The organism is Ciceribacter ferrooxidans (assembly GCF_004137355.1).
Classification (GTDB): Bacteria; Pseudomonadota; Alphaproteobacteria; order Rhizobiales; family Rhizobiaceae; genus Allorhizobium; species Allorhizobium ferrooxidans.
Window position 1 is genome coordinate 122,692 of the sequence record NZ_SDVB01000380.1, and the last position, 25,775, is coordinate 148,466.

21 protein-coding genes are annotated in these 25,775 nt (G+C 64.1%); 8 read left to right on the forward strand and 13 right to left on the reverse strand.

Features of this window, described 5'->3' with window-relative positions:
- Positions 1-134: 134 nt before the first annotated feature.
- Together EUU22_RS22985 and EUU22_RS22990 are read right to left on the reverse strand one after the other, a co-directional pair.
- Positions 135-1,295, reverse strand: a complete 1,161-nt coding sequence (locus EUU22_RS22985) for an ABC transporter substrate-binding protein (protein WP_129334290.1) — start codon at positions 1,293-1,295, stop codon at positions 135-137.
- A gap of 282 nt (positions 1,296-1,577) precedes the next feature.
- On the reverse strand, positions 1,578-2,486 hold the full coding sequence (locus tag EUU22_RS22990) for a LysR family transcriptional regulator (RefSeq protein ID WP_129334291.1): 909 nt from the start codon (positions 2,484-2,486) through the stop codon (positions 1,578-1,580).
- A 209-nt stretch (positions 2,487-2,695) separates the two neighbouring features.
- Here EUU22_RS22990 and EUU22_RS22995 point away from each other — a divergent pair, with 209 nt between their 5' ends.
- Entirely contained in the window at positions 2,696-3,595 is a 900-nt protein-coding gene (locus tag EUU22_RS22995; protein ID WP_129334292.1) for a DMT family transporter, read from the forward strand.
- 20 nt (positions 3,596-3,615) lie between these two features.
- Here EUU22_RS22995 and arsA read toward each other — a convergent pair whose 3' ends face one another.
- From arsA to EUU22_RS23020, 5 genes are all read right to left on the reverse strand, one after another.
- A complete protein-coding gene (gene arsA / locus EUU22_RS23000) occupies positions 3,616-5,370 on the reverse strand; it encodes an arsenical pump-driving ATPase (protein ID WP_129334293.1) in 1,755 nt (584 codons plus the stop codon).
- Between the two features lie 89 nt (positions 5,371-5,459).
- Positions 5,460-6,317, reverse strand: coding sequence for a metal ABC transporter permease (locus tag EUU22_RS23005; RefSeq protein WP_129334294.1), 858 nt, complete (start codon positions 6,315-6,317; stop codon positions 5,460-5,462).
- Complete coding sequence (locus EUU22_RS23010; protein WP_129334295.1) at positions 6,314-7,171, reverse strand: metal ABC transporter permease; 858 nt, start codon at positions 7,169-7,171, stop codon at positions 6,314-6,316. The genes EUU22_RS23005 and EUU22_RS23010 overlap by 4 nt, the downstream gene beginning before the upstream one ends.
- Positions 7,155-8,036: a manganese/iron ABC transporter ATP-binding protein gene (locus EUU22_RS23015; protein ID WP_129334296.1), complete on the reverse strand. Its 882-nt coding sequence runs from the start codon at positions 8,034-8,036 to the stop codon at positions 7,155-7,157. The genes EUU22_RS23010 and EUU22_RS23015 overlap by 17 nt, the downstream gene beginning before the upstream one ends.
- 2 nt (positions 8,037-8,038) lie before the next feature.
- Positions 8,039-8,929, reverse strand: a complete 891-nt coding sequence (locus EUU22_RS23020; protein ID WP_129334297.1) for a metal ABC transporter substrate-binding protein — start codon at positions 8,927-8,929, stop codon at positions 8,039-8,041.
- 205 nt (positions 8,930-9,134) lie between these two features.
- Between EUU22_RS23020 and EUU22_RS23025 the strand changes: the two genes are divergently transcribed.
- Complete coding sequence (locus EUU22_RS23025; protein WP_245485262.1) at positions 9,135-9,809, forward strand: hypothetical protein; 675 nt, start codon at positions 9,135-9,137, stop codon at positions 9,807-9,809.
- Positions 9,810-9,890: 81 nt separating this feature from the next.
- On the opposite strand, the gene lysS is transcribed toward EUU22_RS23025, so the two are convergent.
- The 5 genes from lysS to EUU22_RS23050 all read right to left on the reverse strand — a co-directional run bounded on the left by lysS (position 9,891) and on the right by EUU22_RS23050 (position 16,955).
- Positions 9,891-11,387 (reverse strand): lysine--tRNA ligase, encoded by a 1,497-nt coding sequence (gene lysS, locus EUU22_RS23030; protein WP_129334299.1) that lies wholly within the window; start codon positions 11,385-11,387, stop codon positions 9,891-9,893.
- A 167-nt stretch (positions 11,388-11,554) separates the two neighbouring features.
- Complete coding sequence (gene gltX, locus EUU22_RS23035) at positions 11,555-13,012, reverse strand: glutamate--tRNA ligase (RefSeq protein ID WP_129334405.1); 1,458 nt, start codon at positions 13,010-13,012, stop codon at positions 11,555-11,557.
- 459 nt (positions 13,013-13,471) lie between these two features.
- The gene (locus EUU22_RS23040; RefSeq protein WP_129334300.1) at positions 13,472-15,244 is read right to left on the reverse strand and encodes an SLC13 family permease; all 1,773 of its coding nucleotides are present in this window, start codon (positions 15,242-15,244) and stop codon (positions 13,472-13,474) included.
- Positions 15,245-15,411: 167 nt separating this feature from the next.
- Complete coding sequence (locus tag EUU22_RS23045; RefSeq protein WP_129334301.1) at positions 15,412-16,167, reverse strand: TerC family protein; 756 nt, start codon at positions 16,165-16,167, stop codon at positions 15,412-15,414.
- 107 nt (positions 16,168-16,274) lie between these two features.
- Positions 16,275-16,955, reverse strand: a complete 681-nt coding sequence (locus tag EUU22_RS23050) for a TetR/AcrR family transcriptional regulator (protein WP_129334406.1) — start codon at positions 16,953-16,955, stop codon at positions 16,275-16,277.
- 189 nt (positions 16,956-17,144) lie between these two features.
- Here EUU22_RS23050 and EUU22_RS23055 point away from each other — a divergent pair, with 189 nt between their 5' ends.
- The 5 genes from EUU22_RS23055 to xylA all read left to right on the forward strand — a co-directional run bounded on the left by EUU22_RS23055 (position 17,145) and on the right by xylA (position 24,100).
- A complete protein-coding gene (locus tag EUU22_RS23055) occupies positions 17,145-18,350 on the forward strand; it encodes an HlyD family secretion protein (protein ID WP_129334302.1) in 1,206 nt (401 codons plus the stop codon).
- A 19-nt stretch (positions 18,351-18,369) separates the two neighbouring features.
- On the forward strand, positions 18,370-19,959 hold the full coding sequence (locus tag EUU22_RS23060; protein ID WP_129334303.1) for a DHA2 family efflux MFS transporter permease subunit: 1,590 nt from the start codon (positions 18,370-18,372) through the stop codon (positions 19,957-19,959).
- A gap of 161 nt (positions 19,960-20,120) precedes the next feature.
- Complete coding sequence (locus tag EUU22_RS23065; RefSeq protein ID WP_129334304.1) at positions 20,121-21,146, forward strand: LacI family DNA-binding transcriptional regulator; 1,026 nt, start codon at positions 20,121-20,123, stop codon at positions 21,144-21,146.
- Between the two features lie 22 nt (positions 21,147-21,168).
- Complete coding sequence (xylB, locus tag EUU22_RS23070) at positions 21,169-22,623, forward strand: xylulokinase (RefSeq protein ID WP_129334305.1); 1,455 nt, start codon at positions 21,169-21,171, stop codon at positions 22,621-22,623.
- A gap of 166 nt (positions 22,624-22,789) precedes the next feature.
- Entirely contained in the window at positions 22,790-24,100 is a 1,311-nt protein-coding gene (gene xylA / locus EUU22_RS23075) for a xylose isomerase (RefSeq protein WP_129334306.1), read from the forward strand.
- A 217-nt stretch (positions 24,101-24,317) separates the two neighbouring features.
- Here xylA and greA read toward each other — a convergent pair whose 3' ends face one another.
- Entirely contained in the window at positions 24,318-24,800 is a 483-nt protein-coding gene (gene greA, locus EUU22_RS23080) for a transcription elongation factor GreA (protein ID WP_129334307.1), read from the reverse strand.
- A 245-nt stretch (positions 24,801-25,045) separates the two neighbouring features.
- Between greA and EUU22_RS23085 the strand changes: the two genes are divergently transcribed.
- Complete coding sequence (locus EUU22_RS23085; protein WP_129334308.1) at positions 25,046-25,768, forward strand: cysteine hydrolase family protein; 723 nt, start codon at positions 25,046-25,048, stop codon at positions 25,766-25,768.
- Positions 25,769-25,775 lie beyond the last annotated feature (7 nt).

Here is a 25,775-nt window from a genome sequence, read left to right on the forward strand (position 1 = left end):
GTTGGCCTCGACGTGACGCCCTCTTCTCCCCGGCGGGGAGAAGTGCCGAGCGTATGCGAGGCGATGAGGGGGCGGCACGCTCTGCCCCCTCATCCGCCCTTCGGGCACCTTCTCCCCGTCGGGGAGAAGGGATATCACCGTCCGCCGATGACGCCGATATAATCGGAGACCCAGCGGTGATAGGGGACGCACTCGCCCTGGCTTTCACATTTGCTGACCGGGGTCCGCCAGAAGCTGATCTTCTCGAAGTTGTCGAAGCCGTTGGTGGCGCAGCCTTCATCGGTCAGGAGTTCGTTGCCCTTGCAGGCGGCCGGAACCGAGGGAACAGCACCGAACCAAGCGGCGACGTCACCCTGGACCTTGGCGGAAAGCGAGTGCTCCATCCACATGTAGGCGCAGTTCGGGTGTTCGCTGTCGACATGCAGCATGGTGGTGTCGGCCCAGCCGGTCGCGCCTTCCTCGGGGAAGGTCGAGTCGATCTTGGCGCCCTCGGCCTTCATCAGGTTCACCTGGAAGGGCCAGGAGCCGGACGCGACGACGCCTTCGTTCTTGAAGTCGTCGATCTGGATCATCGCGTCGTGCCAGTAGCGGCCGACGAGCTGGCGCTGGCCGCGAAGCAGGTCGAGGGCGGCCTTGTACTGGTCCTCGTTGAGCTCGTAAGGGTCCTTGATGCCGAGGTCCGGCTTGTGGGCCATCAGGTAGAGGGCGGCGTCGGCGATGTAGATCGGACCGTCATAGGCCTGCACGCGGCCCTTGTTGGACTTGCCGTCGGGAAGCGTCATCTCTTCGAAGACGACGTTCCAGCTCTTCGGCGGTTGATCCTTGAAGGCTTCGGTGTTGTACATCAGGACGTTCGGGCCCCAGACGTAGGGCGTGCCGTAATGGGTGCCACCGACGGTGTGCCAGGGCGCATTCTGCAGGCGCTCGTCGATCGTCTTCCAGCTCGGGATGAGATCGATGTTGATCGGCTGGACGCGTTTTCCCGCGACGAGACGAAGCGAGGCGTCACCCGAGGCGGTGACGAGGTCGAAGCCGCCCTCGTTCATCAGCGCGACCATTTCGTCGGAGGTGGCGGCGGTCTTCACCGTGACCTTGCAGCCCGTCTCCTGCTCGAACTTGGTGACCCAGTCGTAATTCTTGTCGGTCTCGCCGCGCTCGATGTAGCCGGCCCAGGCGACGATCGAGAGCGCGCCTTCGCCCTTGCCGAGTTCCTTCAGCGGTTCCTGAGCGAGGGTGGCTGTGGCAAAGCTGAAAATGGCGGTGATGGCAGTGCAGGACTTCAGGACTTGCTTCATCTGATTTCTCCCGGTTCGCGGCGGCATTCTGCAGCCTATGTTCCCGCCTGGCAGCGTGCCGCGAAAGGGCCGCATTCGCAAATTCATTTATCAGAAAGACGTTATCGGTTTTTCCGAAACATGTGGGTCAAGGCCCCTCCCCAACCCCTCCCCACAAGGGGGAGGGGCTTTTCCCTCGAAAGCCACGGCAGGTCTGTGGCAAAGCGCTCCCGCAAGTGTTCTCCCCCCTTGTGGGGGAGATGGCCGGCAGGCCAGAGGGGGAGTTCACCAATGATTGAAGCCTTAACGTCCGCGCCCGCTTCGGAGTGTCTCGGCGATGCCGACGAAGTCGCGCGCCGATTGCGGCAGGCTGGAACCTTTGCGCCAGACCATGCCGACCTGCACTACGGGCAGCGCGCCGGAGACGTCGCGGCTCTCGATGCGGTCACCTTCCAGCGACCATGGCCGGTAGATGAGATCGGGCAGCAGCGCCACGCCGGCGCCGGTCGCGACAAGGCTTCGCACCGCTTCGACCGAGCGGGTGCGGAAGGCGACATGCGGACGGGCGCCGAGGGCGGAGAGCAGCTTTCCGGTATTCTCCTCGATCTCGTCCACCGTCAGCATGATCAGGGGCTCGCGGGCGATGTCGGCGACCGAGATGATGTCGGCGGAAACCAGCGGGTGCCCCATCGGAAGCCAGAGGCGGTAAGGCGAGGTTTCGAGGATCTCCGCCTGCAGCGCCAGGCGGTCGCGCAGGTTCGAAATGACCATGACGGCGACGTCGAGCTCACCGCCGATGAGGAGGTGCTCGAGATAGGAGCCGTTGTCCTCGATCGCGCTCACCTCGACATTGGGGCAGGCGCGGCGGTAGCGTGCCAGCAGGTCGGAGAGCACATAGCCGGCGACCAGCGAGGTGACGCCGATGTTGAGCGTGCCGCCCTCGCTCTTGCGCGTCGTCGAGAAGGAATTGCGCGCGTCCGAGACGGTCGCGAGAATCTTCGTCGCATGGCGCAGGAACTGGTGGCCGTTGTGGGTGATCGAAAGCCCGCGCGGATGGCGGTCGAAGAGCTCGACGCCGAGGTCGCCTTCCAGTTCCTTGATCGCCTCGGTCACCGAGGATTGCGAGATCGAGAGGTTCTGGGCCGCCCGCGTCACCGAACCCTGCTCGGCGACGGCGACGAAATACTGCAGCTGGCGGAGGGTGAAGGCCATGGCGCCTTTAGAGCACGACTGCGGGTCCGGGAGCAAGCATTGCACCGGGCGAGGCACCTTCGGCTCACGGAGCTGCGCGCCCCGCGTTTCCTGCAAGGCAGGCTTGCGGAGATGCGGTCTTTGCAAACGTCAAGGGACGTATACTATCCGATGTTTCGATTTCTCTCTGCCCTCGCGACAAGCGGCGGGCCTGTCCCGTCAGTCGCTCCATGAAATCCACACCTATCGGATACCTCTTCGCGCTGCTCGCCTTTGCGATCTTTTCGGTGCAGGACGGGGTTTCCAAGCATCTCGGCAGCGCCTATCCGCCGGTGCTGGTGGCGATGATCCGCTACTGGGCCTTCGCGCTCTTCGCCGTGCTTCTCGCGATGCGCGGACGCGGCGGACTTTCGGCGGCGATCCGCACGCAGCGGCCGTGGCTGCAGATCCTGCGGGGCCTGCTGCTCGCCGTGCAAATCCCGATCGCGATCACCGCGTTCACGCGGGTCGGTCTTGCGCAGTCGCAGGCGATTTTCGCCTCCGGCCCGCTGATCGTCGCGATGCTCTCGGTGCCGATTCTCGGCGAGAAGGTCGGCTGGCGGCGCTGGACGGCGATCGTCGTCGGGCTCTGCGGCGTCCTCCTGATCCTCGGCCCGAGCACCGCCGGCTTCAATGCTCTGGTCGTCCTGCCGCTCCTCGTTGCGCTGATCGGCGCGCTCTACGGACTGTGTACCCGTCTCGTCAGCCGGGTGGACGGGCCGACGACGAGCTTCTTCTATATCGGTGCCGTCGGCGCGGTGGCGCTGACAATCGCCGGCCCCTTCTTCTGGACGGAGATTTCCGCCTCCGACTGGAAGTGGATGATCCTGCTCTGCCTTACCGGCATCACGGCGCATCTCCTGCTCATCAAGGCCTATGACAATCTCACCGCCGTCGCCGTGCAGCCGATCTCCTACCTCCAGCTCGTGCTGGGGTCGATCCTCGCGGTGAGCGTCTTCGGCGAGACGCTGAAGCCGAACATGATCGTCGGCTCGCTGATCGTCGTCGGCGCCGGCCTCTTCACCGTCTGGCGCGAGAATGTGCTCGCCCGCAGGGCCGCACAGGCGGCGCAGGATGCGCCGGCGGCTTGAGGCCTCGAAACCCGAGCGTGTCAGCTCAGGCTGCGAAGTTCGTCCAGTCCGACCGGCGGTTCCGGGCGGAAGTCCAAGGCATAGACGCGCTTCGCATACTTCTCCCGCACGCGGTCGACCTGCTCATGTTCGCCTTTCAGGCGCGAGCGCAGCAGCCGATCGCGGGTGCCGGTTGCAGCCATGCTCTTGTTGATCACCCAGCCATAGGGCTCGATGCCTGCGCGCTTCAGGTCACCCTGCAAGGCGGCCGCTTCGGACACCGGCGTCGTCTCCGGAAGGGTCACCAGGATCACCCGCGTGTAGTTCTCATCCTGCAGGCGCATCAGCGGCGTGACGACCCTTCCGGGCGCATCGGGATCGAGGTGGTGCGTCATCTGCCTGTGATAGGCGCCGGTGGCGTCAAGGAGCAGCAGCGTGTGCCCGGTCGGCGCCGTATCGATGACGACGAAGGAGCTGCGCGCTTCGGCGACCACGCGCGAGAAGGCGTGAAAGACGGCCACTTCCTCGGTACAGGGAGAGGCGAGGTCCTCGCGCAGGAGGGCCTTGCCCTCGTCGTCGAGACCACGCCCGCGGGTCGCCATGATCTTCTCGATGTAGCGCTCCGTTTCGACGACGGGATCGATGCGGTCGACCGTGAGTCCCGGCATCTCGCCTGCGACGACGAAGGAGAGATGGGCCGCCGGATCGGTGGTCGTAAGGTGCACCGCATGGCCGCGCTTCGCCAGCCCGACGGCAATCGCGGCCGCGACCGTCGTCTTGCCGACTCCGCCCTTGCCCATCACCATCACGAGGCCCTTTTCGCCGGCAGCGATCTCATCCACCAGCCTGTTGATCCCCGGCAAGTCGCCCGCCGCATTCGGCACGTCCTCCATCTGCGCCGGAGCTGCGGAAGACGGAGACAGCAGCGCCCGCAAGGCGGGAATACCGACCATGTCGAAGCCGAGCAGCGGAAATTCGTCACGCGGGCGGGCTGCGAGCGAGGAGGGCATGCTCGCGAGCGCCTCGTCCTGCTCCCGCACGAGGGCGGCCGCCACCGGATCAGTCGGGTCCGCGGCCCGGAAGCGGCCGTTGATTGCAAGCAGCTGGTTCGACAACCCGAGTTCGGCGAGTTCGTCCGACGTGCGTGCGGCCTCGCGGATCGCACCTTTGTCGGGGCGGGTCACGAGCACGATCATCGTGCGCGCTGGGTCTCCGAGGCAACGAAGTGCGCTGCGGAAGCGATCCTCCTGCATCTTCAGCCCGGAATGCGGGCCGAGGCATGAGGCACCGCGCTCGTTGGTCTCCAGGAAACCGGTCCACGCCTTCGGCAGGCTGAGGAGACGCAGCGTGTGGCCGGTCGGCGCAGTGTCGAAGATGATGTGGTCGAACTCGGGGGCATCGTCGGCGAGCAGGCCGACGAACTCGTCGAAAGCCGCAATCTCGGTCGTGCAGGCGCCGGAAAGCTGCTCCCGGACGGTCGATACCTCCTGGCTGTCGGCCTCCGGTCCGAGCTGTTCGATGACGCGCTCGCGGTAGTCCTCGGCGGCCTGCTCCGGGTCGATGTTCATGGCCGACAGGCCCGGGACCCCGGGGATGGGCGTCGGGGTGTCCGACAGGTTGACGCCGAGCATCTCGTCGAGGTTGGAGGCCGGGTCGGTACTGACGAGGAGGATACGAAGACCACGATCGGCGAGCGCTATGGCGCTCGCGCAGCTCAGGGAAGTCTTTCCGACCCCGCCCTTGCCGGTGAAGAAGAGGAAACGGGTCGGGTCTTTCAGTGCGCTGAACGGGGACATGAACGCCTTCCGGAGAGGGGACTCGATGGTACCTCAATATCAAGTATGGACAATCCGCGGCTTGATCTCCAGCAAGTCTGGAGGGCGATCTATCTCGAGACAGATTCTCGCGTAGCCGGTCTGCGGTGCGCCTGCCAGACGGTGCGGATGAAGGCCAGAACGAAGATGCCGCTCATCAGCAGCACGATCGTCGGTGCCGGGGCGCTGTCGATGATGAAACTCAGATAGATGCCGGCAAAGGACGAGACGAGGGTGACGGCGAGTGCGACGAGGAGCATCGTCTGGAAGCGTCGGGTTACGAGGAAGGCGATCGCGCCCGGTGCGACGAGAAGCGCAACGGAAAGAATGATGCCGACGGCCTTCAGAGCGCCGACGACGGTCAGCGACAGGACGATGAGAAGGCCGTAGTGGAGGAGCCTAACCGGGAGGCCGATGGCGCGGGCGTGCATCGGGTCGAAGGCGTGCAGAAGCAGGTCCTTGCGTAGCAGGACGAGGAAGGCCGTCGCGGCAAGCGCGATGAGGCCCGTCTCGACGAGGTCGGCGGGCAGGATGCCCAGCATGTCGCCAAAGAGGATGTGGTCGAGGTGCACGTCGCTCTCTATCTTCACGTAGAGCACCAGCCCTAGGCCGAACATGCCGGAGAAGACGATGCCGAGGACGGTGTCCTCCTTCACACGGCTGTTCTCCTTGAGGTAGCCCGTCAGCAGCGCGCAAACGAGGCCGGCGGCGAAGGCTCCGACGGCGAACGGCAGGCCGACGACATAGGCGATCACGACGCCGGGCAGAACGGCATGGGAGACCGCGTCGCCCATCAGCGACCAGCCCTTGAGCACGAGGAGACAGGAGAGCAGCGCCATCGGCACGGCGATCATCAGCGTGACGGCGAAGGCCGACTGCATGAAGGGCAGCCGGAAAGGCAGGATTGCGAGGTCGATGAAATCGCTCATGCTGTCACCTCCAGCGCGGCGCGAGCGCGGCGACGTGCGGCGAGGCGGCCGTGCTTCGGGGCAAAGACGAAGGCTGCGAGGAAAAGCACCGTCTGGAGCACCACGATGATGCCGCCGGTCGCGCCGTCGAGGAAATAGCTCAGATAGGCGCCGACGATGCTCGTCAGCGCGCCGATTGCGAAGGCGAGCGTGATCAGCCGCTGGAAGCGGTCGGTCAGGAGATAGGCGGTCGCGCCGGGGGTGACCACCATGGCGATGACGAGGAAGGCGCCGACCGTCTGCAGCGCCGCCACCGTGGAGGCGGCGAGCAGGGTGAAGAACAGTACCTTGAGGAAGCCGGGGCGCAGGCCGATCGAGCGGGCGTGGTTCTCGTCGAAGAAGGTGACCATCAGGTCTTTCCATTTCAGGGCGAGGATCAAGAGGCTGACGCTGCCGATGATGACGAGCTGCAATGTGTCTTCCGGCGTGATGGCGAGGATGTTGCCGAGCACGATCGTCTGGATGTTCACCGAGACCGGCGAGAGCGAGACCATGAACAGGCCGAGCCCGAAGAAGGAGGTGAAGATGAGCCCGATGACGGCGTCCTCCCTGAGCCGGGTGCGCTGGTTGAGGAAAAGCATGGCGCTGGCGGCGAGCCCGCCGGAGAGGAAGGCGCCGAAGGCGAAGGGCAGACCGAGCATGTAGGCGCCGGCGACGCCCGGCACGATCGCATGCGAGAGCGCGTCGCCGATCAGCGACCACCCCTTCAGCATCAGATAGGCGGAGAGGAAGCCGCAGACGCCGCCGACCAGGCCGCTCACCCAGATCGCGTTGACCATATAACCGTAGGAAAAGGGCTCAAGCAGTGTGTTCATCGGACGCCTCCTGCCCACGCGGCGCGCCGTATATGACGAAGGGCCGTTCGTCGTCGGTGATGACCTTCACCTCGCGGGCATCCGCATCCTTGTGCAGGTCGGATCCGGCGAGCACGAAATGGCGGAGAGCTCCGCCGAAGGCGCGCTTCAGGTTCTCCTCGTTGAAGACTTCTGTCGTCCGTCCGGCAGCCAGCACCGTTCCCTTGACGAAGATCGTGCGGTCGCAATAGTCGGGCACGCTGCCGAGATTGTGGGTCGACACCAGCATGACGCGCCCCTCGGCCCTCAGGTCCCGCATGAGGGCGACGATCTGTTCCTCGGTCGTGACGTCGACGCCGGTGAACGGTTCGTCGAGGAGGATCACCTGGCCTTCCTGGGCGAGCGCACGGGCAAGGAAGACGCGTTTGCGCTGGCCGCCGGAGAGTTCGCCGATCTGGCGCTTGCGGTAATCGGCCATGCCGACGCGGGCGAGTGCATCGGTAACCATGGCATGGTCGCGGCGGGAGGGGATGCGCAGGAAATTCATGTGGCCGTAGCGGCCCATCATCACCACGTCCTCGACGAGGACGGGGAAATTCCAGTCGACCTCCTCGCTCTGCGGCACATAGGCGACGAGGTTGCGGCGGAGCGCCTCCCGCGCCGACACACCGAGGATGGAGATGCTACCGGCAGCAAGTGGGACGAACCCCATGATCGCCTTGAAGAGGGTCGACTTTCCCGCACCGTTCACGCCGACGAGGGCGGTGATGGTGCCTTTGGGGATGTCGAAGCTCGCCGCCTTCAGCGCCGTGAGGCCGTTGCGGTAGGTGACGGAGACACCGTCGACAAGGAGCCCCGAAGAGCGGCTGCGCGAACTGCTGCCCATGATCATCCCGCAAGTCCTTTCGCAATCGTCGCCACCGTAACCTTCAGAAGATCGAGATAGGTCGGGACCGGGCCGTCGGCCTCGCTGAGGGAATCGACATAGAGAACGCCGCCGTAGAGCGCACCGGTTTCCGCCGCCACCTGCCGGGCAGGCTTGTCGGAAACCGTGCTTTCGCTGAAGATCGCCTTGATCTTGTGCGCGCGCACCGCATCGATGACGGCACGGACCTGCTGCGGCGAGCCTTGACTGTCGGCATTGATCGGCCAGAGGAAGACTTCCTTCAGGCCTAGGTCGCGCGCAAGGTATGAGAATGCGCCTTCGCTCGTCGCGAGCCAACGTTCCTCTTCGGGCAGGGCGGCGATCTCGGCCTTCATCGGTTCGATCTCGGCCCTGATCTTTTCGGCATAGGCCTTCGCGTTGGCGGCATAGACGTCGGAATGATCGGGATCGATCGCGGTGAGTGCCTTGCGGATGTTCTCCACGTAGATCAGGGCGTTGTCCGGTGACATCCAGGCATGGGGATTGGGCTTTCCGTCATAGGCGCCGCCGGAAATGCTCAGCGGCGTGACCCCTTCGCTGACCACGGCTTCGGGCACGTTCCCGAGATTGGCGAGGAACTTCTCGAACCAGCGCTCGAGGTTGAGCCCGTTCCACAACACGAGATCGGCGTCGCCGGCCTTCAGGATGTCGCGCGGCGTCGGCTGGTAGTTATGGATTTCGGCGCCCGGCTTGGTGATGCTGTCGACTTCGGCAGCATCGCCTGCGACGTTGCGTGCGATGTCGGCGATGACCGTGAAGGTCGTAATCACCTTCGGTTTCTCTGCCGCGACCGCCATCCCGGCCCATCCGGAAAGCGTAATGGTGGCAAGCAGGCCGATGATCGTGCGCTTCATGCAGGCTTACCCTTTTTGCAAATCATTCTCATTTCAAAGTAGCTTCACTTTCGTGAATGTCAACGCAACTGCAAATCATTCGCAACATTCCTGCAAACTGCGCCATGCGATTAAAACTTCCTCAAGATCGGCGTGCTAGCAAAAGCCGTTGGTATTGCGTAACCGGGAGTGGTCCGATGGTGGTATCGTGGGGTTGAAGGGGCTTTTGAACATATTCCGCCCGTCCCGGAAGCTGGCACTCGTCTTCGGCGGCATTCTGGTTTTTTGCGGTGCGACGGGCTCTGCAGCCGTCTATATCGGTGCTGAAAAGCTACTCGGATCGACCTTTCGCGGGGCGAACGGACAGAAGTGCACCGAGGTGAAGACGGTCCTCATCAAGAAGAAGGATCGCCAGTGGATCCGCAAATACGTCTCGACCAACGGTGGAGACGGTCTTTCCCGCCTGAAGACGGCGCTGCGGGTCGCGGAGAAGACATTCGAGGAACAGAAGCCTGACCTCGTGCAGGTGGTGGTGATCGATGACGACGGGCCGAAGGACCGGGCGAACATGCGTGGTCATGCGATCGGCGCGGATGTCGTCTACATCCCCGATCCGTCGCGCGTGCCGGAGGTCGAAGGCGCTGACGTCTTCACCGCACGCTACATAGACCGCCCCGCGAACGAGAGCGGTCTCTTCTACGGTGAGAAGATCGTCGTTCCGAGCGAAGACGTCGAACGCATCGCGGCGCTGATGGACGACAAGTTCGACTGCGCGAAACCGGATGGTGCCCCCGAGACGGCGGCTGCCGGTGGCCACGGCGGCGATGCTCACGCCGCTCCCGCAGAGAAGTCTTCCGGTCACGGTGAACCGGCTCCGGCGGAGGCAGGCGGTCACGGCTGACGCCCTGCACGAAGTCAGAGAAAAACGAAAGCCCCGGATACGCTGTATCCCGGGGCTTCGTTTGTCTGCAGATCGGTCGGCTCAGTCGCCCTTGTGGCGGCGGGCCGGGAACAGGATGATGTCGCGGATCGACGGTGAGTCCGTCAGAAGCATGATCAGGCGATCGACGCCGATGCCGAGGCCACCCGCCGGCGGCATGCCCTGATCCATGGCTTCGAGGAAGTCCTCGTCCAGTTCCTTTTCGGTCTCGCCGCGCTCATGGGCCTGTTTGAGCTGCTCGACCATGCGGTTGCGCTGCTCGACTGGGTCGTTGAGCTCCGAGAAGGCGTTGCCGATTTCCCAGCCGTTGCAGTAGCTCTCGAAACGTTCGACGAGGCGTGGTTCGCCCGGCACTTCCTTGGCGAAAGGCGAAATATCCTTCGGGAAGTTGATGACGTGGGTCGGCTGGATCAGGGTCGCTTCGACCTTCTCCTCGAAGACATAGGCGAGGCATTCGCCCCAGGTCGCGTCCTTCTCGACTTCGAACCCGGCGCTGTAAGCGGCGGCGCGTGCTTCCTTGTCGGTCTTGAGCGACAGGAAATCGATGCCGGTCGCCTCCTTGACCGCATCGGGCATGGAGATCCGGCGGAACGGCCCCTTGAAGGAGAGCTCCTTGTCGGTGAAGGCGAATTCGGTCTTGCCGTGGACGGCGAGCGCCAGGCTTTCGAACAGCCGTTCTACGAGGCTCATCATGTCCTCGTAGTCGGCATAGGCCCAATAGCACTCCATCATGGTGAACTCGGGATTGTGCCGGGTCGAGACGCCTTCGTTGCGGAAGTTGCGGTTGACTTCGAAGACCTTGTCGGTGAGGCCGGAGACCAGGACGCGCTTCAGGTAGAGTTCCGGCGCAATGCGCAGGTACATGTCGAGCTTGAGCGTGTTGTGGTGGGTCTTGAAGGGTTCTGCCGCCGCGCCGCCGTAGATCACCTGCAGCATCGGGGTTTCGACTTCCATGAAGCCGTCGTCCTCGAGGAAGCGGCGCAGCGCCGAGAGGATCTTGCTGCGCTGCTGGAAGCGCAGCTTGGATTCCTCGTTGACCATGATGTCGAGATAGCGCTTGCGATAGCGCGTCTCGATATCTGCGAGGCCATGATACTTCTCCGGCATCGGCAGCAGCGTCTTGGTCAGCATGACGATCTCGTGGGCGTTGATCGTCAGTTCGCCACGCTTGGTGCGGCGGACCGCGCCGGTCACGCCGATGATGTCGCCGAGGTCGATGAGCGGCAGCAGGCTGCGGGCCTCTTCCGGCGTGGTGTCCTTGTGGGAGAAGATCTGGATCTTGCCCGAGGCGTCATGGATATCCATGAACATGCCCGAATTGCGTGAGGAATAGACGCGGCCCGCCACCGTCACCACGTCACCGGATTCGGTGTCCGGCTCGAGATGGGCATATTTCTCCGCCAGTTCCTCGTTGGTCATCGTGCGGTGGAAGTGTGCGGGATAGACGTCGCCCACCTTGTCGCGCAGCAGCCCCAGCTTTTGTCGGCGCACTTCGGTCGCATCAGAGGAAAGGGCGGTTTCTGTCTTCGCTTCGTTCATCGTTCAGTTCCTGTGGCGGCTCTTGGCCTTGCGCCGTGTAAATTGCCCCTCACCCTAACCCTCTCCCCGCAAGCGGGGCGAGGGGACTGGCTGCGGCGCCTCTTGCTCCCTTCTCGCTGCTTGCGGGGAGAAGGTGCAGGCAGGCGAACGAGGGGCCTACTTCAATTTCAGCTTCCGCTACCGACCATCGAGGTCAGCACCTGGCTTGCCACTTTCAGCCGCTGGCGCACGACCGAACGGCCGAGCAGCGCCATGGAATCGAAGAGCGGCAGTGAGCGCTGGCTTCCCGAAACGGCGACGAAGAGCGGCGGCGTGACGACGCGCAGCTTCTTGCCGAGGCGGTCGGAAATCGCCCGCAGTTCCTCTTCGATCGTCGCGACGTTCCATTCGACGATCTTTTCGAGGTCGAACTGCACGGTGTTGATGATCTCCAGCGTTTCGGCGGGCGAGGTCTTCAGGCCGGCGAAGGAGGCAGGCGTGAGGCCGACGTCGTTCGCCAGCAGGAAGCCGGCGAGCGGCGGCAGTTCGCCGAGCTTGGAAATGCGGCTCTGCGCCAGTTTCAGGCCTTCGGTCAGGCGGTCGTTTTCTGACGCCCAGTCGAAGATGCGGGAGAGGAAATCCTCCGGCGTCAGCTTTTCGCGGATCCAGCGGCCATTCAGCCAGTCGAGCTTCTGCACGTCGAAGATGGCGCCGGCCTTCGAGAGGTTCTCCGGATCGAACTTTTCGGCAAGCTGGTCCATCGCCAGCAGTTCCTCGCCCTCGGCGATCTGGATGAAGAACAGGCCGAGGAAGTTCATCAGCGCTTCCGGCAGGTAGCCGAGCGCGGAATAGTACGAGATCGAGGTCGGGTTCTTGCGCTTCGACAGCTTCGACTTGTCGGCGTTGCGCATCAGCGACAGGTGCATGAACTTCGGCGGTTCGAGGCCGAGATACTGGTAGAGCAGGATGTGCTTCGGCACCGAGGCCAGCCACTCCTCGCCGCGGGCGACGTGGGTGATCTTCATCAGGTGGTCGTCGACGACGTTTGCCATGTGGTAGGTCGGCATGCCGTCGGCCTTCAGGAGCACCTGCATGTCGACGCTGTCCCACGGGATTTCGACGTCGCCGTAGACGCCGTCGTGGAATTTGCACGAGCCTTCCGTCGGGATCTTCATGCGCACGACGGAGGGTTCACCCGCCTCCATGCGCTCGGTCACTTCCTCGGCGCTCAGGTGGAGGCAGAGGCCGTCATATTTCGGCGCCATGCCCTTGGCGCGCTGCGCGTCGCGCATCATTTCCAGCCGTTCCGGCGTGCAGAAGCAGCGGAAGGCATGGCCGTCGCGAACGAGCTGTTCGACGAAGGGACGATAGATGTCCTTGCGCTCCGACTGGCGGTAAGGGCCGTAAGGCCCGCCGACGTCCGGGCCTTCCGACCACTTGAGGCCGGTCCATTTCAGCGCGTCGAGAACCTTCTCCTCGAACTCCGCGGTCGAGCGGGTGGCGTCGGTATCCTCGATGCGGAGGATGAACTCGCCGCCGTTCTTCTTGGCGAAGAGATAATTGAACAGCGCGATGTAGGCGGTGCCGACATGCGGCTCGCCGGTCGGGGAAGGTGCAATACGGACGCGGACGCCGGAAGTGGTCATCGGATTCTTGCTCTGGTGACGTGCGAGTGACCGGGCGGAAAACCGCGTGGTCACGGACGGGGTGTCGAAAAGCGAAAAACCGCGTCGAAAACCGCCTAAAGCGGGAAATCCCGCGATTTTTCATTCCGTGGCCTTAGGCCACATTCGGCCGCGGGCGTCAAGACACACTGCGGCAGGGCGGCGGGTGCCACGGCGGCGGTGAAGGAGAAACCGATGAAAAAATACGGTCGTCGGGAACCTTCAGCTGCCGGTTGCGTTTGACCCTGCAGAACACGGGCCGTGCCAACCGGACGCGACGGGAACGAGAACACGGTGATTTTTCCGGTTTCTCACCGTGGCCAACGAAACGGCAGACGAGCTCTGACCCGTCCGGCCCGCGTTCCTCATCCCTAGTCCCCGCACTGAAGAGCCGCATTCCGCCAATGCCGGCTCTTCTTTTTTGCTTTTTTCCGTGCGGCTTCACGACACCGGCCAGACGAGGAGCAGGGTCGGCACGCTGACCAGTACGATCAGACCCGAAAGCGGCAAACCGAGCCGCGGGTAGTCGCTGAAGCGGTACCCGCCCGGGCCGAACACGAGCGTGTTGCACTGATGGCCTATCGGCGTCAGGAAGTCGCAACCCGCGCCGACCGCAACCGCCATCAGGAAAGCCTCCGGTTTGTAGTGGAGGTTGGCCGCGAAACTCGCCGCGATCGGCGCCATGACGAGCACGGTTGCGGCATTGTTGAGGAACGGCGTGACCAGCATGGCCGTCACGAGGATCAGCGCCAGCGCGCCATAGGTGGGAAGATTGACCGCCACATGACCGAGCCAGGCGGCAACGACATCGCTCGCGCCGGTCGTGCGCAAGGTGTCGCTCACCGGAATGAGTGCCGCGAGCATCACCAGGATGGGACCGTCCACCGCCCGGTAGATTTCGCTGAGCGGTATGGCGCGCAGCATCACCATGCCGAGTGCTGCCGCGAAGAAAGCGATGCCGATGGGAGCGAGCCCGAGCGCGGTCGCACCCATCGCGGCGACCAGGATCGCGAGCGGCACGGCAGCATTGCGCGGAGTACCGAGCAGGATTTCGCGTTCGGCAAGCGGAAGGCAACCGAGTTCCTGAAGCAGGCCGGGCAGCGTGTTCCTCCTGCCTTGGAGGACGACGACGTCGCCGGCGCGCAGGGTCATCTCGCCCATGCTTTCGCCCGTTCGTTTTCCCGGTCGGCTTACGGCAATCACGTTGACGCCGTAGCTGTGAAAGATCGACAGCTCGCGTGCGGTCATGCCGATCAGGAAGGAGTCGTGGGCGATGACCGCCTCGATTGCGCCGATGTCGCTGTTCTTCTCTCCGTCCTGGGCGAGCGGCCTTCCGGAAAGCGCCAGTGACGCCTGGGAGACGACCCGGTCGAGCGCCTCGGACGGGCCTTCGAGGAGAAGAATGTCGTTTTCCCGGATCTGCACATCGGGAAAGGGGGCGATGCGGACATGGCCGCGCAGGATGCCGGTCGCGATCACCTCTCCGCCGGAGAGCGTCAGCAGGTCACTCAGCTTCTTGCCCCCGAAGGACGATTGCTTCGTGACCCTGGCCTCGGTCGCGTAGCTCGAGTTCTCCAACGTCTCCTGTAGGGACGAAGCCTGGTTCTCCCTCTCCGGCACCAGCCGGTAGAAGAAGATCAGAAAGAGGACGCCGGTGAGGGCGAGCACCGCTCCGACCGGTGTGAAATCGAACATGCTGAAGCTCTCGCCGGTGATCTCGTGGCGAAGCTGCGAGACCACGATGTTCGGCGAGGTGCCGATCTGGGTCATCAGGCCGCCCAGGAGGGCGGCGAACGCCATCGGCATCAGGAAGATCGACGGAGACGTGCCGGAGCGACGGGAGAACTGAAAGGCGACCGGCATCATGATCGCCAGCGCGCCGATGTTCTTGATGAAGGCTGAGAGCACGGCCACGGTCAGGAGCAGCAGGACCATCTGCGCGCGGACCGACTCGAGCTTCGGGAAGAAGCGCTTGATCGCCGCATCGACGATGCCCGAGCGGGCGACGCCGGCGCTGACGACGAGGGCGCTGCCGACGATGACCACGATGTCGTTGGAAAAGCCGGAAAAGGCCTTGTCGGCCGGTACGAGCCCGAGAGCGACGGCGACGATGAGCGCAGTGCAGGCCACCACATCATAGCGGAAGCGATCCCAGATGAAGAAACCCATCATGGTGCCGATTACCGCGAAAGCCAGAATCTGCTCGGTTGACATGAGACTCCGCTGCCGTTTGACCTCGAGTATTCCGGATCAGGCGGTACCGATCAATCCCTCCAATGCAGGGTGCTCTGCTTTGTTCCGAACGAAGACGCAGGAGCCTTGAAATGCGATCGGCCCGCGCGGGGATGCCGCGCGGGCCGATCGATCCGGGTGTTCGCCCCTCAGTGCAGCGTCTTCTTTCCGGCCTCGGCGCGGCGTTTGCGGCGCGCCAGCATGTTGAGGCCTTCGACCAGCGCCGAGAAGGCCATTGCCGCGTAGACGTAGCCCTTCGGGACGTGGAAGCCCATGCCGTCGGCGATCAGCGTCATGCCGATCATCAGCAGGAAGCCGAGCGCCAGCATGACGATGGTCGGGTTCTTCTCGATGAAGTTCGCCAGCGGGTTCGAGGCGAGCAGCATGACCGTGACGGCCACGACGACGGCGATGATCATGACCGGCAGGTGATCGGTCATGCCGACGGCGGTGATGATGCTGTCGACGGAAAAGACGAGGTCGAGCAGGAGGATCTGGCCGATGGCGGCGGCGAGCGTGCCGGTTGCCGAGGATGCGATGAAATCCTCATCGTGGTCGATCGGGTCGACATTGTGGTGGATTTCCTTGGTGGCCTTCCAGACTAGGAACAGGCCGCCGCCGATCAGGATCATGTCCTTCCAGGAGAAGCCGTGACCGAAGAGTTCGAAGACGGGGGTTGTGAGCTGGACAATCCAGGCGATGGTGCCGAGCAGGACGAGACGCATGACCAGCGCCAGGCCGATGCCGATGCGGCGCGCCGGCACACGCTGGGCGGCGGGCAACTTGTTGGTGAGGATCGAGATGAACACCAGGTTGTCGATCCCGAGGACGACCTCCATGACGATCAGCGTGATCAGGGCGACCCAGGCGGCGGGGTCCTGGACGAGAAGAGCGAGATCCTGCATGAACTTCTTCCGGTTGGTGGTTCGTGGAAGCACAAATGGCCCAAGTACCGCCAAACGACAAGGCCCGGATCCTGGCCTGTTCCGGAAAATTACGCTGATTTCGTCGGTTAGCCGTCTGCCCGGGCCTCGGTGCCGTAGGCCGCCATGAAGACCTTGAGGCCGCTGTCCACGACATACTCGATTTCAGTCTCTTCCGGCGGCGCGGTCATTTCGCCGAATAGGCGCTGACGGAAGAACTGGCCGGTCGCAAGCTCGATGTACTGGCGGGCGGCAAGATCGGTATCCTCCACCTTCAGCGCTCCGGCCTCGACCTGCTGCTCAATGAAGGTCCGCAGAACGGTGCGGGCGTTGGCTGGGGCGGAGGCGAAGAAGCGCTTGCAGAGACTCGGCATGCGGTCGACGACGCCGAGCAGGATGCGCATTGCAGGGATCATGTCCGAGTTGATGATATGCCGGGCGAAGGCGATGCCGAAACGGCGCAACCCGTCGTGGACATCGCTGCTCTCTGCCAGGATGTCGCGCAGGAATTCCGTAAAGCGGCCTTTTTCTCTCTCGATCAGCGCGCCGAACAGTTCTTCCTTGCTGTCGAAATAGACGTAGATGGTTCCCTTGGAGACTCCGGCCTCCCGCGTCACGTCGTTCATGCTCGCCGCGTCGAAACCCACCCGCATGAAGACGGAGCGGGCGCCGTCGAGGATCTGCTCGCGCTTCACTGGATCTTCACCGGCGGCGAAGCGCCCTACGGAACAAAGGCTGGTCTCCGGGATCGGGTTCGGCGTTTCGGACATTTTCTTGCTCACGCGTCTCTTTCGGGTACTCAAAAAACTAACGAAATCGAACTCGACGGTTCGATCTCTCTTGATATGTGGGATGAAACGCTCTAAGTCAACCGAACCGAACGGTTCAGTTCAATATAAATGCACTTTTGTATGCCTGACCCGAAACGAAACCTGTCAATTCAAAAGATGGAAACGACAATGTCCGGCTCCCAGAGAAGCAATGCAATCCGCTCGGTCGACACCGGGCGCGATCCGGTGGTCGTCGAGACGACGGCCCCGGAGACCGTCGAAGGCCGTCAGGACGAGACTTCCGCTCCCGCACAGTTGCAGGAGCCGATGAAGGCGAAGAAGCGGCGCAGTCCGGTTTTGCCGGTCGTGGCGTTCGCGCTTCTCGCCGGTGCCGCCTGGTACGGCTATAACTGGTGGACCGAAGGCCGCTTCATGGTGTCCACGGACGATGCCTACATCGAAGGCGACATTGCCATCATCTCGCCGAAGGTCGGCGGCTATGTCGAGAAGGTCAACGTCACCAACAACCAGATCGTCAAGGCGGGTGAACCGCTCGTGACCCTCGACAACGGCGATTACCGTATCGCCGCGGAGCAGGCCGAGGCGCAGGTGAAGAGCCAGCACCTGACGCTCGACCGCGTTGACGCGCAGATCAAGGGCGCCGAGGCGAGCCTGCTGCAGGCGAAGGCCCAGAAGCAGGCGGCCGTCGCCAGCCTCGACCTCGCGCAGCTTTCCTTCAAGCGGGCGAGCGGCCTGCAGGCGCAGAAGGTAGTGTCGACCGCGGACCTCGACAGTGCGAAGACGCAGCTCGAACAGGCGCAGGCCAATGTGAGCGCCGCGGACGCGAACATCGCCGCGGCCGAGGCGCAGATCGCCGTCCTCAAGGCGCAACGTGCAGAGGCAGAGGCGGCGATCCGTTCCGCCGAGCTGGCTCTCGAAAAGGCAAAGCGCGACCTGGGATTTACTGTCCTCAAGGCGCCCTATGACGGCGTGGTCGGCAATCTCTCCGTCCAGACCGGCGACCTCGTCTCGGCCGGCAAGCGGCTCGCCGCACTGGTTCCGGTGAGCGATCTCTTCATCGACGCGAACTTCAAGGAGACGCAGATAGCCCATCTCGCGCCCGGATCGAAGGTCAACATCCATGTCGACGCCTTCGACGAGGAGCCGCTCGTCGGCACCGTCACCTCGATCGCGCCGGCATCGGGTTCCGTCTTCTCGATGCTGCCGGCCGAGAACGCGACCGGCAACTTCACCAAGGTCGTCCAGCGCGTGCCGGTACGCATCTCCCTGCCGAAGGAGGCTCTCGACAGCGGCAAGCTCCGGGCGGGCCTGAGCGTCGTCGTCGACGTCGACACGCGCACTGCGCCGGCCGGCCACGCGCTCGCGGCCAAGTGACGGATGTCGAGGTAAGAGCATGGCTGCGACGGCGACAGTGAGGAATGCGGGCGGGGCGGTGCCCGCCGCGGACCAGCCGATGGACCCGAAGCGCGTCGTCGCGTTCTTCGCGATGGTGTTCGGCATGTTCATGTCGATCCTGGACATCCAGATCGTTTCCGCGTCGCTTGCCGAAATCCAGGCCGGTCTCGGCGCCGGCGCGGACGAGATCGCCTGGGTGCAGACCTCCTACCTGATCGCCGAAGTCATCATGATTCCGCTTTCGGGCGTGTTGGCGCGCATCCTCTCGACGCGGGTTCTGTTCGCACTGTCGGCCGCCGGCTTCACGATGGCGAGCGCGCTTGCCGCGACCGCCACCAACATCGAGCAGATGATCGTCTACCGGGCGATCCAGGGCTTCATCGGCGGCGGCATGATCCCGTCGGTCTTCGCCGCGGCCTTCACGATCTTCCCGCCCTCCAAGCGAAACATCGTTTCGCCCATCATCGGCCTCGTTGCGACGCTCGCGCCGACGATCGGACCGACGATCGGCGGCTATATCAGCCATGCGATGTCGTGGCACTGGCTGTTCCTCATCAACGTCATTCCGGGCATCCTGGTGACCGCCGTAACCTGGAGCCTCATCGACTTCGACGAGCCCGAACTCAGCCTGTTCAAGAAGTTCGACTGGTGGGGGCTCGCCTCCATGGCGCTCTTCCTCGGTACGCTCGAATACGTGCTGGAAGAGGGCAACAACAAGGACTGGTTCAACGACGAGCATATCGTTCTCGGCACGATCGCGATGCTGATCGGGGCGGCGGTATTCTTCTACCGGGTGTTCAGGGTGGAGTTCCCGGTCGTCGATCTCAGGGCCTTCGCCAACCGCAACTTCGCCTTTGGCTCGCTCTTCTCCTTCGTCATGGGCGTCGGCCTCTACGGCCTCACGTACCTCTATCCGCTCTATCTCGGGCGTATCCGCGGCTACGATTCGCTGATGATCGGCGAGACGATGTTCGTCTCGGGTGCGGCGATGTTCCTGACTGCACCCGTCGCCGGAGCGCTGTCGAGCCGGCTCGATCCGCGCGTGATGATGATGATCGGTTTCGGCGGCTTCTCCGCCGGCACGCTGCTCATGACCGGCATGACCGCTGACTGGGACTTCTATGAACTCCTACTGCCGCAGATCTTGCGCGGCTGTTCGCTGATGCTCTGCATGGTGCCGATCAACAATATCGCGCTCGGAACACTGCCGCCGGAACGCATCAAGAATGCCTCGGGTCTCTTCAACCTGACGCGCAATCTCGGCGGTGCGGTGGGCCTGGCGATCATCAACACCATGCTGACCCAACGTTCGGACGAGCACTATGCCCGCCTTTCCGAGCACATCACCTGGAGCAATCCGGCGGCACTCAACTGGCTGAACAACGTCGGCGGCAATTACGACAGCTATGGCCTCGACGGCGCTTCGGCGGCGGTGAAGAAGCTCGCAGGCGTGGTGACCCAGCAGTCGTGGCTCCTCTCCTTCATCGACGTCTTCATGGGGCTCACGCTCCTGTTCTTCTCGCTGATCTTCCTGACCCTGCTGATCAAGCGGCCAGCCGCAGCGGCGCCCGCCGGCAGCGGCCACTGATCCTCCTACCTCCAAGATCCACCGCAGCGCCCTGGACCGTCGCCCTCAAAGCGACGGTCCTTCTTTTTTCCGGCACGCATTTTGAAAATTGTGAGGTACGTATCTCAGAATATGATTTACGTACCTCAAGAACTCCGGTACAGAGTCGCGCCGGAGGAGACATGAAGCCAACCGTCCACGACATTGCCATCCATGCGGGCGTGAGCCTCGCGACCGTCGACCGGGTGCTGAACAACCGGCCCGGCGTGCGGCAGGAGACGCGCGCGAAGGTCGATGCCGCCGTTGCGGCACTGGGATTCGTCCGGGACATGGCCGCGGCCAATCTTGCGAAGAGCCGCGTCTATCCGCTGACCTTCATCCTGCCTTCCAACGACAATTCCTTCATGCGGGGGCTCGCGGCGGCCGTCGGCGACGCGGTCACCCGGGCGGCGGTCGAACGGCTGGCGATCCGCATCATCGAGGTTCCCGCCTTCGATCCGCCGGCGCTGGTCGCCGCGTTGAGGGAGGCGGGTCGGGATAGACCCGCCGGCGTCGCGCTGGTGGCAGTTGATGCGCCGGAGGTGCGTGCCGCCGTCGACGAACTAACCGGGGAGGGCATCCCCGTCGTGACGGTGGTCTCCGACCTGCCGGGGTCGACGCGTCAGCATTATGCCGGGATCGACAATATTGCGGCCGGCCGCACGGCGGCGAGCCTCATGGGGCGGTTTCTCGGACAAGAAGCGGGCAGCGTCGCGGTTCTCGCCGGTTCGCTGATGGTGCGCGACCATCGGGAGCGCTTCGAGGGTTTTCGCGCCGTCATGGCTGCGGAATTCGGCCATCTGCATCTGCTGCCCGTTCTCGAAGGTCGGGACGACCCCGCGACCGCCGAACAGGTGCTGCGCGCAGCACTTGCCGCCCACCCCGACATCGCCGGCATCTACAGCCTCGGGGCCGGCAATCGCGGTCTCATGCGTCTCCTCAAAGAGGTGCGCCGCGATCGCCGGCCGGCGGTGATCGCCCACGAGCTCACCGAGACGACGCGGGCAGCGCTGACGGACGGGCTGATCGACGCGGTGCTCAACCAGGATGCCGGCCATGAGGTCAGAAGCGCGATCCGCGTCCTGAAGGCGACGGCGGACGGGCAATCGGTCGTCGAGGCGCAGGAGCGCATCCGTCTCGACATCTTTCTGCGGGACAATCTGCCGTAACGGCCAAAGGATGGAGTGACACATGTATCTCGGCCTGGATTTGGGGACCTCGGGCGTCAAGGCGATGCTGATCGACGGCGACCAGCGTGTCGTCGGCTCGGCGACCGGCGCGCTCGACGTCTCGCGGCCGCATCCCGGCTGGTCGGAACAGGATCCGGCCGACTGGATCCGGGCGACCAGGGAAGCGGTTGCCGGCCTCAAGGCGAAGCATCCGGCCGAGCTCGCGGCAGTGAAGGGCATCGGGCTCTCCGGCCACATGCACGGGGCGACGCTCATTGACGCCGAGGACCGGGTCCTACGGCCGTGCATTCTCTGGAACGATACCCGTAGCCATGCCGAGGCGGCGGCGCTCGACGCCGATCCCCGGTTCCGCGCGATCACCGGCAACATCGTCTTCCCCGGCTTCACCGCGCCGAAGCTCGCCTGGGTGGCGAAGCATGAGCCGGACGTCTTCGGCAAGGTTGCGAAGGTGCTGCTGCCGAAGGACTATCTGCGGCTCTGGCTCACCGGCGAATATCTCTCCGACATGTCGGATTCGGCTGGCACGTCCTGGCTCGACACCGGCGCGCGCCGGTGGTCGGCGGAGCTGCTCTCGGCCACCGGCCTGTCGGAAAGTCAGATGCCGGGACTGGTCGAGGGAACCGACGAGGCCGGACGGCTACGGGCCGAGCTTGCCGGCGAATGGGGGATGGCGGCGGGTGTCGTCGTTGCCGGCGGTGCCGGCGACAATGCGGCGTCTGCCTGCGGCATGGGCACGGTCGCGGAAGGCCAGGCTTTCGTCTCGCTCGGCACCTCCGGCGTGCTCTTTGCGGCGAACGGCAGCTACCTGCCGAAACCCGAGAGCGCCGTGCACGCCTTCTGCCACGCGCTGCCCGCAACCTGGCACCAGATGGGTGTTATTCTCTCGGCAACCGATGCGCTGAACTGGCATTCGGGCGTCACCGGCAAGTCTGCGGGGGAGCTGACGGCCGAACTCGGCGACATGCTGAAGGCGCCGGGCAGCGTCACCTTCCTGCCTTACCTCTCCGGCGAGCGCACGCCGCACAACGACGCGAAGATCCGCGGCGCCTTCATCGGCCTCGGCCATGAGAGCGCGCGCGCAGTGCTGACCCAGGCCGTGCTTGAAGGCGTGACGTTCGCGATCCGCGACAATCTCGAGGCGCTGAAATCGGCCGGCACGACGATCAGACGGGTGACGGCGATCGGCGGCGGCTCGCGCTCGCGCTACTGGCTCGCCTCGATCGCCACCGCACTCGGCATTCCGGTCGACGTCCCGGCCGACGGAGATTTCGGCGCGGCCTTCGGCGCCGCCCGCCTCGGCCTGATCGCAGCGACGGGAGCGAACCCGCTTTCCGTCTGCACGGCGCCGAAGACGGCAGAAACGATCGGGCCGGTCGCCGGTCTGGCGGGCGCCTACGAGGACGCCTACCGGCGCTACCGGGCGCTCTATCCGGCGATCAAATCGCTGGCTCATTGACAGGGGCGCCCCCTCATCCGCCTGCCGGCACCTTCTCCCCGCTGGGGAGAAGAGATCTGCGGCAGGCGCCGGGACCCTCCTCTCCCCAGCGGGGAGAGGGCAGGGTGAGGGGGAGCCAGAAACGCGACTTTCACGGCATTCGAACACGCACAAAGGAGGACTACCCATGAGCACAGGCTTTTTCGGCGATATCGCCAAGGTGAAATACGAAGGCCCGGAGAGCACCAATCCGCTCGCCTTCCGCCACTACAACCCCGATGAGGTCGTCGCCGGCAAGCGGATGGAGGACCATCTGCGCTTCGCGATCGCCTATTGGCACACCTTCACCTGGCCGGGCGGCGATCCCTTCGGCGGCCAGACCTTCCAGCGGCCGTGGTTCTCCGACACGATGGAAGCGGCGAAGCTCAAGGCTGACGTCGCCTTCGAATTTTTCCAGCTTCTCGGCGTGCCCTACTACTGCTTCCATGACGCGGATGTGCGGCCGGAAGGCACGAACTTCGCGGAAAACACCCGCAACCTCGGCGAGATCGTCGACTATTTCGAAAAGAAGCAGGCCGAGACCGGCGTCAAGCTGCTCTGGGGCACGGCGAACCTCTTCTCCAACCGCCGCTTCATGTCGGGCGCTGCCACCAATCCCGATCCGGACGTCTTCGCCTTCTCGGCGGCGACGGTGAAGACCTGCATGGACGCGACCCAGCGGCTCGGCGGCGAGAACTACGTGCTCTGGGGCGGCCGCGAGGGCTACGAGACGTTGCTCAACACCGACCTGACGCGCGAACTCCACCAGCTCGGCCGCTTCCTGAACCTCGTCGTCGAATACAAGTATAAGACCGGCTTCAAGGGCACGATCCTGATCGAGCCGAAGCCGCAGGAACCGACCAAGCACCAGTATGACTACGACGTCGCCACCGTCTATGCCTTCCTGCAGAAGAACGGGCTGGAAAACGAGGTGAAGGTCAATATCGAGCAGGGCCATGCGATCCTCGCCGGCCATTCCTTCGAGCACGAGATCGCCATGGCGAACGCCTTTGGCATCTTTGGTTCGATCGACATGAACCGCAACGACTACCAGTCCGGCTGGGATACCGACCAGTTCCCGAACAACGTGCCGGAAATGGCGCTCGCCTACTACCACATCCTTGCGGGCGGCGGCTTCAAGACCGGCGGCACCAACTTCGACGCCAAGCTGCGGCGCCAGTCGCTCGATCCGCAGGACCTGCTGATCGGCCATATCGGCGGCATGGACTGCTGCGCCCGCGGCGTCAAGGCGGCGGCGAAGATGATCGAGGACCGGGCGCTTTCGAAGCCACTCGAGGAGCGCTACGCCAGGTGGGAGAGCCCGGAAGCGCAGAAGATGCTGCGTGGCGAATATTCCCTCGACGAGATCGCCGGCATGGTGGAGCGGGAAAACATCAATCCCGAGCCGAAGTCGGGCCGTCAGGAATATCTGGAGAACGTCGTCAACCGCTACGTTTGAGGCGGAAGGCCGAAGTGAAAGATGGGCCGGGCGTGCATGCGCTCCGGCCCTGAACCACTGACAGAGACTGCTGCCGCCGCCGCGGCTCCTCATTCGCCGTCATGCCGGGCTTGACCCGGCATCCAGCCACGGCGCGTCTGCGCCGTGAAAGAGTCTTTCGGCGATCAAGGACTTGATCGCGCTGGATGCCGGCTCGAAGGCCGGCATGACGGCAACCTCATGCGATCGCCGTGATCTCCAGTTCTTGGCCGTTGACGCTGACGACGTCTCCGACGGCCTTGCCGAGAAGCAGCGCCGCGACCGGGGAGACATAGGAAATCGATCCGGCCTTCGGGTCGGCCTCGTCCTCGCCGACGATCCGGTAGGTCTGCACCCGCCCGTCGCTGCGCTCGAAGGTGACCCGGCTTCCGAAGGCGACCGTCTCCGTCGCGACCGGCGGCGGAACGAGCTGGGCCGTGCGCACCCGCTCGGAAAAATAGCGGAGATCCCGCAAGGGGCTCGCCGATTGCCGGCGCCGCTCGTTGACGTCTTCGATCGTGTTGGCCGCCTCATAGGCCTCGCGGGCCTGTTGCAACTGAGCTTCCAGCGCCTTCAGGCCCGCCTCCGTCACGAGGTTCGGATGTGGCGATATCGGGCGGTCGGGCAAAAGCGTTTCCGATGCCGCCTCGGCACTCTCTTCCTTGACGAAAGCGACACTCAAACTCGATCTCCGTTCCGTTTCTCGCGGTGACAATGCTGCGCTCGGGGTGAGTGCCCCGGATGGCGAACAGATAGTCTATACGACAGGCGGGGTCGGGCGGGCAAATCGCGGGATAGGCGACCGGCTTTCGGGACGCAACAATTGTTACATCGGCGATTTGGCGAGAGGCGTAACCGTTCGGCGTCATCGATAGCGTCCACGGACGAGCGATGACCGATATCATCAGCTTATCAAGGACAATGACAATGAAAAATCTCCTCCTCTCGCTTGCAGTCGGCCTCCCGCTCGCATTCTCGGCGGCTGTTGCTTCCGCCGCCGAGCCCGCTCTCCCGCATTTCGACAAGGCGCACACCGCCATCGTCATCACCGATCCGCAGAACGACTTTCTGGCGGAGAACGGAAAGCTCTACGGCCTTCTCGCCGACAATCTCAAGGAGCTCGGCACGATCAAGAACATCGAGACGCTGATGAAGACGGCGAAGTCGAGCGGCGTCGCGCTCGCCGTCGACCCGCTGGTCTACAACGCACTCGACGTGGACTGGTCGCAGGCAGGGGCCTTGCAGCGCCAGCTTCTCGACATGAAGGCGTTGCAGCGCGTGTCGCTCAACGATCCCAAGGGCTTCGAAGGATCCGGTGCCGATTTCTACGAGCCGTACAAGACCTATATCTACGACGGCAAGACAATCGTTGTGGCTCCGCACAAGATGTACGGGCCGGAAAGCAATGACCTGATCTACCAGCTTCGTGCTCGCGGCATCGACACCGTCATCCTCGGCGGCATGGTCGCCAACCTTTGCGTGGACTCGCACATGCGCGCGCTGATGGAGAACGGCTTCAAGGTCTATGTCGTGAAGGATGCCGTCGCGGCTCCCGGCGCCGATGCCTACAAGGCCGCGCTCGTCAACTACGGCATGATCGCCAACGGCGTCCTGACCACAAAGGACGCCGTGGACGCGCTGCGCAAGTAGACCGAGA